Source organism: Actinomadura sp. 6K520 (genome assembly GCF_004349245.1).
Classification (GTDB): domain Bacteria; phylum Actinomycetota; class Actinomycetes; order Streptosporangiales; family Streptosporangiaceae; genus Spirillospora.
Genome location: NZ_SMLC01000034.1, coordinates 1 through 13,987, shown reverse-complemented (window position 1 = coordinate 13,987; position 13,987 = coordinate 1). Strand labels below are relative to the sequence as shown.

Annotated in this window: 11 protein-coding genes; 4 read left to right on the top strand and 7 right to left on the bottom strand. The window is 74.9% G+C overall.

Annotated elements, in window-relative coordinates:
* Positions 1 to 39: 39 nt before the first annotated feature.
* The 3 genes from E1289_RS11920 to E1289_RS11910 all read left to right on the top strand — a co-directional run bounded on the left by E1289_RS11920 (position 40) and on the right by E1289_RS11910 (position 2,186).
* A complete protein-coding gene (locus E1289_RS11920) occupies positions 40 to 909 on the top strand; it encodes a PaaX family transcriptional regulator C-terminal domain-containing protein (RefSeq protein WP_243712767.1) in 870 nt (289 codons plus the stop codon).
* An 85-nt stretch (positions 910 to 994) separates the two neighbouring features.
* On the top strand, positions 995 to 1,399 hold the full coding sequence (locus tag E1289_RS11915) for an STAS domain-containing protein (RefSeq protein WP_131979012.1): 405 nt from the start codon (positions 995 to 997) through the stop codon (positions 1,397 to 1,399).
* A gap of 157 nt (positions 1,400 to 1,556) precedes the next feature.
* Complete coding sequence (locus E1289_RS11910; protein WP_243712766.1) at positions 1,557 to 2,186, top strand: TetR/AcrR family transcriptional regulator; 630 nt, start codon at positions 1,557 to 1,559, stop codon at positions 2,184 to 2,186.
* Here E1289_RS11910 and E1289_RS11905 read toward each other — a convergent pair.
* From E1289_RS11905 to E1289_RS11895, 3 genes are all read right to left on the bottom strand, one after another.
* A complete protein-coding gene (locus E1289_RS11905) occupies positions 2,183 to 3,958 on the bottom strand; it encodes an ATP-binding protein (RefSeq protein WP_131979009.1) in 1,776 nt (591 codons plus the stop codon). The genes E1289_RS11910 and E1289_RS11905 overlap by 4 nt on opposite strands.
* A 278-nt stretch (positions 3,959 to 4,236) precedes the next feature.
* A complete protein-coding gene (locus E1289_RS11900; RefSeq protein WP_131979006.1) occupies positions 4,237 to 4,911 on the bottom strand; it encodes a response regulator transcription factor in 675 nt (224 codons plus the stop codon).
* Entirely contained in the window at positions 4,902 to 6,713 is a 1,812-nt protein-coding gene (locus E1289_RS11895) for a histidine kinase (RefSeq protein ID WP_131979003.1), read from the bottom strand. The genes E1289_RS11900 and E1289_RS11895 overlap by 10 nt, the downstream gene beginning before the upstream one ends.
* Positions 6,714 to 7,029: 316 nt before the next feature.
* Between E1289_RS11895 and E1289_RS11890 the strand changes: the two genes are divergently transcribed.
* A complete protein-coding gene (locus E1289_RS11890; protein ID WP_243712765.1) occupies positions 7,030 to 7,788 on the top strand; it encodes a hypothetical protein in 759 nt (252 codons plus the stop codon).
* 3 nt (positions 7,789 to 7,791) lie between these two features.
* On the opposite strand, the gene E1289_RS11885 is transcribed toward E1289_RS11890, so the two are convergent.
* From E1289_RS11885 to E1289_RS11870, 4 genes are all read right to left on the bottom strand, one after another.
* Positions 7,792 to 8,598, bottom strand: coding sequence for an SAM-dependent methyltransferase (locus E1289_RS11885; RefSeq protein WP_131979000.1), 807 nt, complete (start codon positions 8,596 to 8,598; stop codon positions 7,792 to 7,794).
* Positions 8,599 to 8,671: 73 nt separating this feature from the next.
* Positions 8,672 to 9,862: a DNA polymerase IV gene (gene dinB, locus E1289_RS11880; protein WP_131978997.1), complete on the bottom strand. Its 1,191-nt coding sequence runs from the start codon at positions 9,860 to 9,862 to the stop codon at positions 8,672 to 8,674.
* 77 nt (positions 9,863 to 9,939) lie between these two features.
* A complete protein-coding gene (locus tag E1289_RS11875) occupies positions 9,940 to 12,864 on the bottom strand; it encodes a glycoside hydrolase family 48 protein (RefSeq protein WP_131978994.1) in 2,925 nt (974 codons plus the stop codon).
* A gap of 114 nt (positions 12,865 to 12,978) precedes the next feature.
* Positions 12,979 to 13,987: LacI family DNA-binding transcriptional regulator (locus tag E1289_RS11870; protein WP_131978991.1), on the bottom strand; the 1,009-nt coding region annotated here is incomplete at its 5' end.

The window sequence follows — 13,987 nt, the reverse complement described above, 5'->3', positions numbered from 1 at the left end:
CGCGGCGGCGGGTCCCGCCGCCGTCGTTACGCTGGCGGGATGACGGGAGCCGGAAGCGTGAACGCGGGCAGCGCGGCCGGGCCGCGGGCGGCAGGTGAGCCGCACCCGAGGCTCCGGCCACAGTCGCTGATGCTGACCTATCTCGGCAACTACGTCCTCGGCCGCGACATCGCGGTGTTCTCCGGAAGCTTCATCACGACCTTCGCACGGCTCGGCGTCGGCGAGCACGCCGTCCGGTCGACGCTCAGCCGCATGGTCGGCCGGGGCCTGCTCATGCGGCACCGCTCGGGCCGGCGCATGCACTTCGGGCTCACCCCCCGGTCGGAGGAGATCCTGCGGGACGGCGAGGACCGCGTCTGGCGGCGCGGCGTCCTCAACGACGACTGGGACGGCACCTGGACGGTGCTCGCGTTCTCCATGCCCGAGTCGTGGCAGCGCGTCCGCCACGATCTGCGCGCCCGGCTCACCTGGGCCGGGTTCGGCTCGCTCGGCAACGGCACGTGGATCGCGCCGTCCCGGGTGGACGTCCGCCCGATCGTCGCCGGCCTCGGCCTGAACGGCCACCTCAAGGTCTTCGCCGGGGCGGCCGAGCAGCCCACGGACGTGGGCGCCATGCTGCGCGAGGCGTTCGACCTGGACGGCCTCGCCGGCGGGTACCTGGCGTTCCTCGGCCGCTGGGACCGCCCGGACCCGCTGCCCGGCGCCCCCGACGACCTCGCCCGCCACCTGTGGCTGACCACCGAGTGGCTGCAGCTCGTCCGCGCCGACCCCCGGCTCCCCGTCGAGCACCTGCCCGCGGACTGGCCCGCCATCCGGGCGCAGCGGGTGGTGCGGGAGCTGCGCGACCGCTACGCGCCGTCCGCCCGGCGCCTCGCCGACGAGGCCATCGAGTTCATCCGCCTCCGCTGATCCGCCGGGACCTCCGGCCGGCGGCCCGCATGACCCGCCCCGCCGCGGGTAGGCGATCTGCCTGCGCCAACGGAAGGTGATCGGCATGTCTCCAGGAGCGGACGGACCGCCGGGCTCGGTCCCACCCGAACCGCTGCGCGTCCGCAGCACCACCCGCGGTTCCTGCCTCGTCGTGGAGGCCGAGGGGGAGCTCACCATCCTCACCTCGGACCTGCTGCGCGACCATGTCCTCGCCGACATGCGCCTGCTGGACGGGCCGCCGCGGGTCGTCATGGACGTCGGCGAGGTCGACTTCTGCGACTCCTCGGGCCTCAACGCGCTGATCGTCCTCTGGAAGAACGCGCACCGGGCCGGCGGCGAGTTCGTGCTGGCGCGGCCGGAGCGGCGGTTCCGCACGATCCTCGAGCGCAGCGGCCTGGACCGCCACCTCGTCGCCCACCCGACACAGGACCACGCGGTCGCCGCCCTGCACGAGACCGGCGCGGGCTGACGGCCCCGGCCTCGCCGCCCCGTGCGTGATGATACGCATTTCGTATTAACGTCTCACGCGGGCGCCGCGACGCCCGGGCCGCTGTACTACTCCCCCGTCGCGGCCCGCGCCGCGCGGACGGCCCGCCGCGCACCGGGCGGCTAGAATCGGCCGCACGGTGAAGAGCGACGACGAACTCCTGCGCAGCCTCCTGACCGGCGGCCCGGAGAGCGAACCCCGGACCGACCGGATCCTGGACGCCGCGCTGCGGTCGTTCGAGACCTACGGGCCTCGCCGCACCACCATGGACGACGTCGCCCGCGAGTGCGGGCTCGGCCGCGCCACCATCTACCGCCGCTTCCCCACCAAGGGCGACCTGGTCACGGGCGTCCTGCTGCGGGAGGCGCGGCGCTTCTTCGCCGAGCTGGACGCGGCCGTCGCGGCCCTGCCGACCCTGGAGGAGCGCCTGGTCGAGGGCTTCGCCGTCACGCTGCGGATCAGCCGGGAGCAGCGCCTGATGACCCGGCTCATGGTCGTCGAGCCCGAGCTCTTCCTCCCGCACGCCACGGTGCGGGCCGGCCCGCTGCTGGCGGCGGCCCGCGGCTACCTCGCCGGGCGCCTGCGCACCGCCCAGCGGGCCGGCGCCGCACCGCCGCACGCCGACCCCGCGGTCGTCGCCGAGATCCTCATCCGCCTCACCCACTCCCTCATGCTGACCCCCGACGGGCACATCCCCCTCGACGACGAGGGCGCCCGCGCCTTCGCCCGCCGCTACCTCCTCCCCATCGTCCGCGACGCGGCCCCCTAGCCACCGCCGCCCGGCCGGGGGGCGGGAAGGGTGATCTCCAGGGTGGTGCCCGCGCCGGGCGGGCTGTGCACGGTGACGTCGCCGCGGAGGGCGCGGACGCGGTCGGTCAGGCCGGCGAGGCCGCCGCGGCGGGACGGGGCGGCGCCGCCCACGCCGTCGTCGCGGACCTCGGCGACGATCCGGTCCGGGCCGGGGCGGACGCTCAGCTCGACGGAGCCGGCCGCGGCGTGCTTGACGGCGTTGGCGAGGGCCTCGCACAGGGCGAAGTACAGCGTCGACTCGATCTCGGGCGGGAACCGGCCGGCGGGGATGTCGAGCGAGACCGCGACGGCCGCCCGGGCCGCGACGAGTTCCATGGCCGGGGCCAGGCCGGCGTCGGCGAGGATCGCCGGATGCACGCCGCGGGCGAGCTCGTCCAGTTCGGCGACCGCCTCGGCCAGCTCGCGGCGGCAGGTCCGGGCCTGCTCGCGCGCCCGCGGGTCCCCGGCCGCGGACTCCAGCTCCGTGAGCAGCCCCTCCAGTGCCCGGAGCCGCTGCTGGGCGCTGCGCTGCAGGTCCGCGGCGAGCCGCTCGCGCTCGGCCGCCTGGACGCGGACGAGCCGCTCCCGGGCATCGCGGGCCTGTTCGAGGGCGGCCTGGGCCTCGGCCTCCAGCCGCGCGGTCTCCAGCGCGCGGCCCCCGGCGGTCAGCGCGGCCTCGACGAGCGGCTCGTGGTCGCGGAGCGCGACGTCGACGTCCACGACGGCCAGGGGCCCGCCGCCGGACGTCCTGACCTCGTGCCGCCACCGCCCGGGGGCCTCGCCGGGCGAGGCGCCGGCCCGGCGGCCGGTCACGTCGACGTAGCCGCCGCCGGCCCAGAGCCACAGCTCCAGGGTGCCGTCGCGCAGGACGCTGCGCAGGGCGTCGCGGACGTTCTCCACGGAGACGGGGTCGGTGAGGCGCTGCATCCGCTCGGCGACGGTCAGCTCGGCGAGCCGGGAGCGCAGCGCCGTGCCCAGGAAGGCCAGCGGCACCATCGTGGCGAAGACCCCCTGGACGAGGTAGACGCGCATGACGTCCTCCAGCGCCACGCCATGGCCGATGAGCTTCCCCTGGACGGCCAGGGCGCCGGTGACGCCGACCGTCACGGTCGCCGCGACCGGGACGGTGAGCGCGCGGTCCAGCGGCCCGATCCGCGGCAGCCGCGCCACCAGGATGATCACCAGCGCGCCGGCCAGCGCCGCCGCCGCGGCCGTCAGCCCGCGCTGCAGGGCCTGGAACGCGGCGAAGTCGGGGGCCAACGCCGGCCAGGCCACCGTGGGGGCGAAGCCGTTCCAGGCCGGCCGCGAGTAGGCGCACAGGACGGCCTGGCCGCCGACCATGATCACGACGGCCGCGCCCGTCCACGCCCGGGCGGCGAACCCCTCCAGCCGCCCTCCCGGGTACAGCAGGGCGCCGATCCCGATCGCGGTGAAGAACACCGACTGGGCGAACACCGACACGACCGGGCCCGCGCCGGCGTCCCAGGCCGCCGACCAGGTGCCCGCCCACGCCGCCGCCGCGACGACGAACGCCTTGCCCGTCCGCCGGCCGAGCCGCCCGGCGGCCAGCAGCCCGCCCGCGACCGCGAACCCGCCGCAGCAGGCGAGGGTGACGACGGCGGCGGCGGGCTCCCCGCGCCAGTACGGCCAGCCGCACGCCAGCGCGCCCGCCGCCACGGCCGCGCCCGCGGCCACGGCGCGGCGGACCCGCGCGCCGAGCCACAGGGGCGGCCGCCAGGGAACGGGCCTCACCGCGGTCCCTTCGAGTCGTCCGGGGCAGTGCGTGCCGGGGCGGTCTTCCGTGCCGTCCCGGGCCGGCTCCGGGGTTTCCCCGGATGCGCGCGGGGCGGCGGCGCCGGGAGCATGGGGATATGCCGGGCGCGACCTCGGGCAGGGCGGGCCCGGGGCGCGTCCCGGTGGCACGCGGGGACCGCCCACCGGATCGCTGACGCGGTCCGACCGGCACGGTCAGTGTTCCGCACCCGGCGCACCGGACGCGAGGGCCCGTTACCCGATTGATGCCCGCGGGCTCAGCGCGCGTCCGCGGCGCGCAGCCAGGTGAGGACGGCGAGCACGCGCTTGTTGCTGTCCTGCGGCCCCGGCGGCCCGCCCGACGAGACGATCCCGAGCTTGGTGAAGATCGCCCGGACGTGGTCCTCGACGGTCCGGGCGGACAGGTGCAGCCGCCTGCCGATCCCCGCGTTGGAGTGGCCCTGGGCCATCAGCGCCAGCACCTCCCGCTCGCGCTCGGACAGCCTCGCCAGCTCGTGCTCCCGGTGCCGGGCCTCGACGAGCCTGCTCACCACGTCCGGGTCGATGACGACCTCGCCGCGCATCACCCGCTCCAGCGCGGACCGCAGGTTCTCCACGTCGGTGACGTGGTCCTTCAGCAGGTAGCCGACACCGCGCGGCTGGTCGCGGAACAGCTCCATCGCCTGCGGCGTCTCGTTGTAGGCCGACAGGACGAGCACGCCGATGCCCGGGTGCCGCTCAAGGAGGCGGCGTGCGGCGACGACGCCCTCGTTGGTGTACGTCGGCGGCATGTGCAGGTCGACGATCGCCACGTCGGGCGGGTCGCCCGCGACGCGGGCGACGAGCTCGTCGCCGGAGCCGGCGGACACGACGACCTCGATGCCGACCGTGGTGAGCAGGGTGACCAGGGCCTGCCGGAAGATCCCGCTGTCCTCGGCCACCGCTACTCGCATGGGAGGTCCATCCTCACCGTCGTGCCCCGCCCGGGGCCGCCGTCGAATTCCACGTGCCCGCGCAGCGCCCGGAGCCGGCCGGACAGCCCCGGCAGGTCGGCGGGACCGGCGGCCGGGCCGCCCGCGCCGTCGCAGCTCACCTCCGCGGCCAGCCGCCCGTCCTCGGCGCGGACCCGCACCAGCACCTCGGACGCACCCGCGCGGTCGACAGCGTACGACAGCGCCTCGCAAAGTGCGGAGTAAAGCGCGGACTCGATCTCGCCGGAGAACCGCCGGGCGGTGACGTCGAGCTTGACGCGGGTGCCGAGCCGCTCGGCGACGACCTCCAGCGCGGGGCCGAGGCCGTCCTGTGCGAGCAGCGCCGGCCGCACCTCGCGGGCGAGCGCCCGCAGTTCGCCGAGCGCCGCCACCAGCTCGGCGCGGCAGGTCCGGGCGTGCTCCTTGACCACGGGGTCGTCGGTCACGGCCTCCAGCGTGCCGAGCATCGCGCCGAGCGCCAGGAGCCGCTGCTGGGCGCCGTCGTGCAGGTCGCGGGCGAGGCGCTCGCGCTCCACGGTCTCGGCGCGGACGAGCCGGCGGTAGGCGGAGCGGACCTGCTCCAGGCCGGCGTGCACGCTGGCCTGGAGCCGCGCGGTCTCCAGCGCCCGGCCGCCCGCGACCAGCGCGGCCTCGACCAGGGACTCGTGGTCGCGGAGCGCGCCGCCGAGCTCCACGACGGCGAGCCTGTCCCCGGAGGCGCTGAGCACCCGGTGCCGCCACCGTCCCCCGGCGGAGTCCCCGTCCGCCTCCGCTTCGCCGTCCGGGCCGATGGTGACGGGACGCCCGCCGGTGTCGACGTAGGTCTCCTCCATCGGCGCCCAGAACCACAGCTCCAGGGTCGGGTCGTGCAGGACGTCGCGCAGCGCGTCGCGGACCCGCTCGACCGACACCGGCGCGGTGAGCCGGAGCATCCGCCCGGCCACGGTCAGCTCGCCGATGCGGAGGCGCAGCCCGGACGCCAGCAGCGTCAGCGGCACGAGGACGACGACCGCGCCCTGGACCACGTAGACCTGCAGGAGGTCGTCGAGCGGTATCGACGCCTCCATGATCGGCTTCTGGGTCACCGCGGCGGAGATGCCGACGAACGCCAGCGCGACGGTCACCGGGAGGGTGAGCAGGCGCCGCAGCCGTCCCATCCGGGGCAGCCGCAGCAGCAGCACGACGGCGAACGACAGGGCCAGGAGGAGGTACAGCGCCGCGGAGACCCGCAGCACGGCCTGGAACGCGCCGAAGTCGGGGAACGGCGCCGGCCACCAGACCGACTCGCCGCGGAACGCGGCCCACTCCGGTTCGGACGTCACCCACAGCGCCGTCGGGCAGCCGAGCAGGATCACGCACGCCACGGCCGTCCAGATCCGGTCGGCCAGGTACTCCAGCCGCCCGCTCGGATACAGCAGGACGCCCACGCCCAGCGCGAGGTAGAACTCGGCCTGCGCGTACGGCGACATCATCGGGCCGATGCCCGCGTCCCAGCTCGCCGCCCAGTTGGCCGCCCAGCACACCGACGCGGTCAGGAACAGCAGCCCGGTGCGCCGCGTCCGCCCGCCGGTGGCGAGCAGGACGCCCACCACCGCGAGCCCGGCGCAGCTCACCAGCGTGATCGCCGCGGCCCCCTGATGCCCGCGCCAGTACGGCCAGCCCGCGACCAGCGCGAGCCCCGCCACCGCCGACCCGGCGGCGAGGGCGCGCCTCGTCTCCGCGCCGAACCACGGCGGGGACCTGCGTCTCCGGGGGGCGGGAATCACCACGACCACCCTCTCCATGCTCGGACCTGCGGACACGTCCTGCCACCGGAAACCCACGGTGCCGGGGTCCGTGCTTTCCCGGGGCCGGCCCGGCCGCGCGGACGGCGGAACCGGCCGCACGGGCAGTTTCCCCGCCCGTCCCGCCTGATCGCGAAGGCGTTATCCGATCGATGCGGATTCTCCCCTTAACCGAACGGAATTCACACTGCCGGAAAACGCCCCCGGGAAACCCCGGGATCATATCCGGGATCACCTGGATTGCCGATTCGATTCGCTAATGCCAGGATCGTTTTCGCCCGACAGGGGCCCAAGGGGCGAAAGGGGCGCGGGGGAAATGAAGCGTGAGACGTTGGTGGACGGGGGCCGGGCGGGGGCCCGGCGGCCCGTCCTCGTCGACGCGTCGGGACCGCGGCCGCCGGTCCTCGACAGGGCGCGGCTCCGGCCGCGCTACCGCACCATCCTGGCGGTCGACATCGAAGGCTCGACCACACGCACCGACCCGGTCAAGGCGGAACTGCGCCGCGTGCTGTACCGGCTGCTGGAGGAGGCGTTCAACCGGTCCGGGATCGTGGCGGGCCTCCGGGAGGCCTACGTCGACCGCGGCGACGGGGTGCTCGTTCTCATCCCGCCGCTAGACGAGGTTCCGAAAACGCTGCTGCTGCACCCGGTCGTGCCCCTCCTGTCCGCCCTGCTGGCGGAATACAATGCGGAGCGGCTGATCGCCCCGGGCGGCGACCGCCGAATTCGCATTCGCGTCGTCGTGCACGCCGGAGAGGTGCACAATGACGGGCGCGGCAATTTCGGCGAGGCCCTCGACGTGGCGTGCCGGCTGCTGGACTCGCCGGAGGCGAAGCTCGCGCTGCGGCGCACCGCCGCGCCGCTGGTCCTGGTCGTGTCCGAGGACATCTACCACTCGATCGTCCGGCACGGTTACGAGGGCATCAGGGCGGAGTCGTACGTCCCGCTCGTCCGGCTGCGGGTCACCGGCCGGAGCCACCGGGGCTGGGTTGACACCGGCACCGCCCTGGCGCCCGCCGCGCCGTCCGGCCTGGCCGCCCGGACGCGGCGCCTGCTGCACCGGCGCGCCGGCTGACGGTCAGCGCCGGCGGCCGACGCCCGCCAGGGTGAAGGTCCGTTCCGGATGCTCGACCGCGGGAACGGACGGGTCGGGCCGCCACTGCGGGGTGTAGGTCAGGCCCGGTTCGAGGAGGTCGAAGCATCCGACGATGTCGAGAATCTCGGCGCGGCTCCGGCCCCAGAAGTGGCCGCTGGTCGGCTTGAACACCTTGCCGACGTCGCCGCCGGACTCCGGTTCCGGGTCCTGGGTGATGTGCGTGAACACCAGGTGGCTGCCGGGCGGCAGGGCGTCGTGCAGGCGCCGGACGGCCGCGGCGGCCTCGGCGGCGTCGTCGATGAAGTGCAGGACGCGGTCGAGCACGCACGCCACCGGCCGCTCGAAGTCGATGAGCGCGCGGACCTGCCGGTCGCGGGTCACGGTCTCGGGGCGCAGCGGGTCGCAGCTCGCCACCGCCGTGCGCGGTGTCCCGGCGAGCAGGGCCCGCGCGTGCACCAGCACGACCGGGTCGCCGTCGGCGAACACCACCGCCGCGTCCGGCGCCACCTCGGCGGCGACCTCGTGGACGTTCCCGCGGGCGGGCAGCTTGCTGCCGATGTCGATGAACTGGCGGACGCCCTCGCGGGCCAGGAGGCGGACCGCGCGCCCGATGAAGGCGTGGTTCTCCCGGGCCGCCGTCCGCGCCTCGGGGATGAGCTCGATCAGCTGCTCGGCCACCTCGCGGTCGGCGGCGTAGTTGTCCTTGCCGCCGAGCAGGTAGTCGTAGATCCGCGCGGTGTTGGGCGTCGTCAGATCGACCTCGGCCGGAGGCCACCTCTCATCGGCCATCACCACTCCACTCGTCCCCGGAGGACGATGGTCTCACGGGCGCCGGGCGCGCCCGCCCGCGGGGCCGCGCGGCTCAGTCGGGCGGCAGCGGGGCGGACGTCCCCTGATCACGGCCGAGGAGCACGGCGCGGGTGATCGCGGACGTCCCGAACCGGCCACGTACGCCGTCGACCGTGGCGTCCACGTCCCCGGCCCACGGCACCCCGTCCAGCGGGAGCGCGAGCTGCACGGCCCGGTCGTCGCGCAGGTCGCCGAGCGAGAGGCCGATCAGGGTGAGGCCGCGGCTGCCGATCAGCGGCGCGGCGGCGGCGAGGAGGCCGCGCGCCACGTCCAGGATCCGCGGCGTCTCGGCGGTCGCCTGCGGCAGCGTGCGCGAGCGCGTGGCCCGCGCGAAGTCGCCGAACCGCAGCCGGAGCGTGACCGTCCGGCACAGGCGCCGCGCCGCGCGCAGCCGGCCCCCGAGGCGGTCGGCCAGGCCGACGAGCATGGCGTCCAGCTCCTCCGGCGACCGGGCGCGGCGCCCCAGCGCCCGCTGCGCGCCCATCGACCGGCGCCGGACACCGGTGCGCACCGGGCGCGGGTCGCGGTTGCGGGCCAGGTCGTGCAGGTGGCCGCCGGCGCCGGGGCCGAGCAGCGACACGAGGGTGCTCTCCGGCATGTCGGCGACGTCCCCGACCGTCGTGACGCCGTACCGGGCGAGGCGGGCGGCGGTCGCGCGGCCGACGCCCCACAGGCTCCGGACCGGCAGCGGGCGCAGGAACTCCATCTCCCCTTCGGGCGGCACCACCAGCAGCCCGTCGGGCTTGGCGACACCGCTGGCGACCTTGGCGAGGAACTTGGTGCGCGCCACCCCGACGGTGATCGGCAGCCCGACCTCCTCGGCGACCACCCGCCGCAGCCGCACCGCGACGTCCGCGGGCGGCGTCCCCAGCCCGTCCACGTCGAGGAACGCCTCGTCGATCGACAGCCCCTCCACCAGCGGGGTCGTGGCGCGGAAGACGGCGAACACCGCCTTGCTCGCCGCGGCGTAGGCGCTCATCCGGGGCGGGACGACGACCGCCCGCGGGCAGAGCCGCCGCGCCGTCCCGCCGCTCATCGCGGTCCGCACACCGCAGGCCTTGGCCTCGTAGCTGGCAGCCAGCACCACCCCGGCCCCGACGATCACCGGCCGCCCGCGCAGCGCGGGATCGTCACGCTGCTCGACCGACGCGTAGAACGCGTCCAGATCGGCATGCAAGATCACAGCACCACCCGACACGAACATATGTTCGCATAGTCCGCGCCGGTCCGCCCTTGCGGGGCCCGCGGCGGGGGTGGCTCCGCCGCGGGCCCCGAAGGGGGTCACTCGTTGAAGAGGCGGCCGTAGTCCGCCATCGCCAGGGCGATGTCGGCCTGGGCCCAGAACCGGTGGTAGGTGAACACCGGCGGTGTGGAGGTCTCGCCGTTGGCGTAGGCCCACACACGGTCGAAATCGGGGTCGTCCTCGTAGAAGGAGCGGATGGACATGAACGTCGAGTTCGAGTTGATCGGGTCTCCGTTCGGCATGGTCCCGTTCCAGCCCGGCGGGATGTAGACCGGGTCGTTGACGCGGTCGTAGTCGCCCTTCGTCTCCTCGACGGCGATGCCCTTGCCGTCGGTGTGCTGCCACAGGGCGTCGAGGAGATCCTTGGCGGTCTGCCTGGCGTCCTCGTCGCCGGACCTGGCCGCGTAGTACGTCAGGGTCTTGGCGTACGCGGCGGTGACGCCGACGTCGTCGGTGTGGTCCTCGACGGAGACGTGCAGGCCGCTGTTCGCCGGCGGCATTCCGCTCGCGGACGACCAGTCGGCGTCGGGCGCCCCGGACCACCTCAGCGTGGACGGGATCTGGATGGTGCCCGTGGCCGGGTCCACCGTCGTCTCCGACAGCGCCCAGTCGACCCACTTGTCGAGGATCGCCTCGGCGTCGGCGTTACCGGTGACCTGGTACAGCTCGGCGACCCGCTCCATCGACCACGCCTGGAAGCCGAACCACTGGTTGCTCGGCGGGTCGTGGTAGACGGGCTGCCAGTCGTACGCCATGCCGAAGAAGGTCGTCAGGTCGGACGGCGGTGTGCTGTAGCTGCCCTCCCAGCTGTTGGTGACCCCGCCCGCGATGCCGCCCTCGGCGGACTGCAGCCACTTGTAGAGCTGCAGCTGCCGGGTGAGGCTGGTCTCCCAGTCGGCCTTCGCCGTCGCGCCGCGCGGGGCGAGCGCCGGGTCGTTCACCAGCGCCCAGGCGGCGAAGGGGTTCTGGTAGCCGAAGTGCGAGGCGCCGTCGCCGATGCGCCACGCCCAGCCGGCGCCGGAGTCCAGCGCGCCGCCCCACGCGTAGTACCACGACAGGAGGTAGTGGGCGCTGCTCTTGCCCGTCCCGCCGGGGCAGGACGTGGCGGGGTGGCAGTCGCCGATCTCCTTGAAGTACTTGTCGAAGAACGCGTACCTGAGGTAGTCGCCCAGCTTGCCCGCCTTCGCGACGGTGGCCGAGACCTCGCCGGCCTTGCCCTGCTCACCGGCCCACACGTTCGCCCAGTACGCGGCCTGGATGGCGCGGGCGTCGGCGTCGGGGGCGTTGGTGAACTTCCACTGCTCGGCGTAGGAGTCGTCCTCGATGAACAGGTCGAGGAAGCCGTTGGGGCCGCCGTACTCGAACCTGTCGCACGTCGGCTGCGGGACGGTCTCGAACACCGATTCCTGGGAGCCGCGCTGGTAGGTGTTGATGTAGGACGGGCCGTCGGCGCCGGGCCCCTCCTCGCAGCCGCCGCCCGGCGTGTTGCCGTAGCCGTAGACGTTGTCCACGTCCTGCAGCCAGTGCATTCCGTAGACGTCGTCGGTGCCGTACGCGGCCTCCAGTTCCGACGCGATCGGGTCCTGGCCGGTGGGGACGCTGTCGTCGATCGGACTCGGGTAGTCGCTCGGGTCGGGATGCTCGGCGGCGTAGGTGGCGGGCGAGGACGGGTCGTAGAAGGAGTTCGTCGGCTGGTCCTCGCTGGTCGGGATCATGTACCTCTCCATCAGCGACCAGGAGTCGTTGAACGGCTGCCAGTTCTGTGTGACCTTGCCGTACATGGCCTCCAGCCAGATGAGGTAGCTGTACGCCTCCGACGTCGTCTCGTGCCCGTGGTCCGGGGCTTCGATCAGGAACGTCTCGACCGAGTGGTACGGGATGCCCTCGGGGCTGAAGTAGCCGTTCGCCGGGTCCTTGATCTTGTCGTACTGGTCGAGGAACCGCTGGGTGTAGGTGTCACCGCCGGTCTCGACCTGCGTCGCCGTCACCTCGGCGGCCGAATAGCCGGGCGCGGTGGAGGTGAACGTGGCGGTGCCGGTCCCGGAGTCGTCCGCGGTGATCTCCACGTTGCGGGCGGTGGACCAGTTCTGCGGCGTGAACGTGAGCGTGCCGCCGCCGGTGACCGACAGGCCGCTGTTGCCCGCGGTGCGGGCGGTCGTCACGGTCACGTCGCCGGACGGGGCCTCGGACAGCCGCACGCCGAACGTGGCGGTCGAGCCCTGCGCGACGGTCAGCGCGGCCGGGCTCGCCACGACGCTCGCCTCCGCGGTCACCGTGATGCCCACCGGGGTCGACTCGCCTGTCGTGCCGTTGCCGTCGGTCGCCCTCGCGTAGACCGAGTGGGCGCCGGCCTCGGACGGCGTCCAGTTCAGGCTGTAGGGGGCCGTGGTGTCGGCCGCGCCGAGGATCCCGTCCTGGTTGAAGAACTCGACCTTGGCGATGGACTCTCCGTCCGCGGCCTGGGCGGTCGCCGCCAGCGGCACCGAGGCGCCCACCGAGTACGTCGCCCCGGCGGACGGGCTGGTCAGCGCCACGGTCGGCGCGGGCGCGCTCTCGTTGCAGCGCGTGCCGTTGAGGGTGAACGCGGTGGGTTCGGCGTTCGTCCCGCTGTAGGTGAACTGCGCGCCCACGTTGACGGTCGCGCCGGTGCCCAGTGACCCGTTCCAGCTCTCGCTGGTGACGGTGACCTCCGAGCCCGACTGGGACCATCTGCCCGACCAGCCGCTGGTCAGCCGCTGGTTCCCCGAGTAGGAGTAGGTGAGCTCCCAGCCGTCGAGGGGGTCGCCCTGGTTGGTGATGTCGATGCTCGCCGTGAAGCCGCTGCCCCAGTCGTTGGCCGTGTAGGCGACCTTGCAGGACGCCGCGGCGGCCCGCGCGGGCACCACGGCCCCAAGGCCGCCGAAGAGCAGCGTCAGCGCGGTGCCCACGGCGGTGAGCACGCGCCATCGTTGTCGTCTTCTCACCTGTGTTCCTTCCTCTAGAGCCCGTTCTCCGGGCACGGCGGGCTCCACCACCGGCGGAGTCCGGTGGCGGTGCGGAGAGGGGCGGGACGAGCGGCCCGCGTCAGCCCGGGGTCGTCAGCCGGACTCCCGGATGATCAGCTTGGTGCGCAGCACGACGGCGCGCTCGCCGGCGGGCCGGCCCCCGGTGCAGGCCCGCAGCTCGCGGGCCAGCCGGGCGCCGAGGTCCTCGGCCGGCTGCTGGACGGTGGTCAGCCGGGGCCGGACCTGCCGGGCGACCGGGGCGTCGTCGAATCCGACGACGGCCACGTCGTCGGGGACGCGGCGGCCGGCGCGGCGCAGCGCGCTCAGGGCGCCCACGGCCATCTGGTCGGACGCGGCGAGGACGGCGTCGACGTCCGGCCGCCGTTCCAGCAGCCGGCGCATCGCCCGCTCACCGGACAGCCGGCCGAAGTCGCCCTGGCAGACGAGCCCGTTGACGCCCATGCCGGCCTCCTGCGCGGCGAGCCGGTAGCCGGCCAGCCGGTCGACGCCGGCGCCCATGTCGGCGGGCCCGGCGATCGTGCCGATGCGGCGCCGCCCGGAGGCGAGCAGGTGCCGGACGGCGGCCTGCGCCCCGCCCAGGTTGTCGACGTCGACGTACGGGAGCGCGACGTCCTCCAGGGGCCGGCCGGCCAGCACGACCGGTGCGCCCGCGGCCGCCTGCACGAGCGGCGCGAGATGGTCGCGGCGGGCGCCGAGGAGCAGCACGCCCTCGGCCTGCCCGCCGCGCAGGTAGCCGGTGGTCGCCCGCCACTCCTCCGCCCGGCCGGCCATGAGGACGACGAGCGGCGCGCGGCCCGCGAGCTCGCGCCGCACGCCCCACAGCAGGCGCGCGAAGTAGGGGTCGCCGAGGACGCGGCAGCCGTCCTCGCACACGACGGCGGCGATCGTCCCGGAGGAGACGCGGTCGGGGGAGCCCGCGCGGCGGCGGACGTAGCCGAGCCGCTCGACGGCGGCCTCGACCTGGAGCCGGGCGGCCCGGCTCACCCGGGCGGAGCCGTTGAGCACGCGGGACGCGGTCGCCGGGGAGACTCCGGCGAGCTGGGCGACGTGCGCGAGTGTCGGCGGGCGGGCGGAGAGGACG

Excerpts from the sequence above, each read along its gene's own strand:
- E1289_RS11920 (WP_243712767.1), top strand. The coding sequence starts at position 40 with ATGACGGGAGCCGGAAGCGTGAACGCGGGCAGCGCGGCCGGGCCGCGG.
- E1289_RS11915 (WP_131979012.1), top strand. The coding sequence starts at position 995 with ATGTCTCCAGGAGCGGACGGACCGCCGGGCTCGGTCCCACCCGAACCG.
- E1289_RS11900 (WP_131979006.1), bottom strand. The coding sequence starts at position 4,911 with ATGCGAGTAGCGGTGGCCGAGGACAGCGGGATCTTCCGGCAGGCCCTG.
- E1289_RS11895 (WP_131979003.1), bottom strand. The coding sequence starts at position 6,713 with ATGGAGAGGGTGGTCGTGGTGATTCCCGCCCCCCGGAGACGCAGGTCC.
- E1289_RS11890 (WP_243712765.1), top strand. The coding sequence starts at position 7,030 with ATGAAGCGTGAGACGTTGGTGGACGGGGGCCGGGCGGGGGCCCGGCGG.
- E1289_RS11885 (WP_131979000.1), bottom strand. The coding sequence starts at position 8,598 with ATGGCCGATGAGAGGTGGCCTCCGGCCGAGGTCGATCTGACGACGCCC.
- dinB (WP_131978997.1), bottom strand. The coding sequence starts at position 9,862 with ATGTTCGTGTCGGGTGGTGCTGTGATCTTGCATGCCGATCTGGACGCG.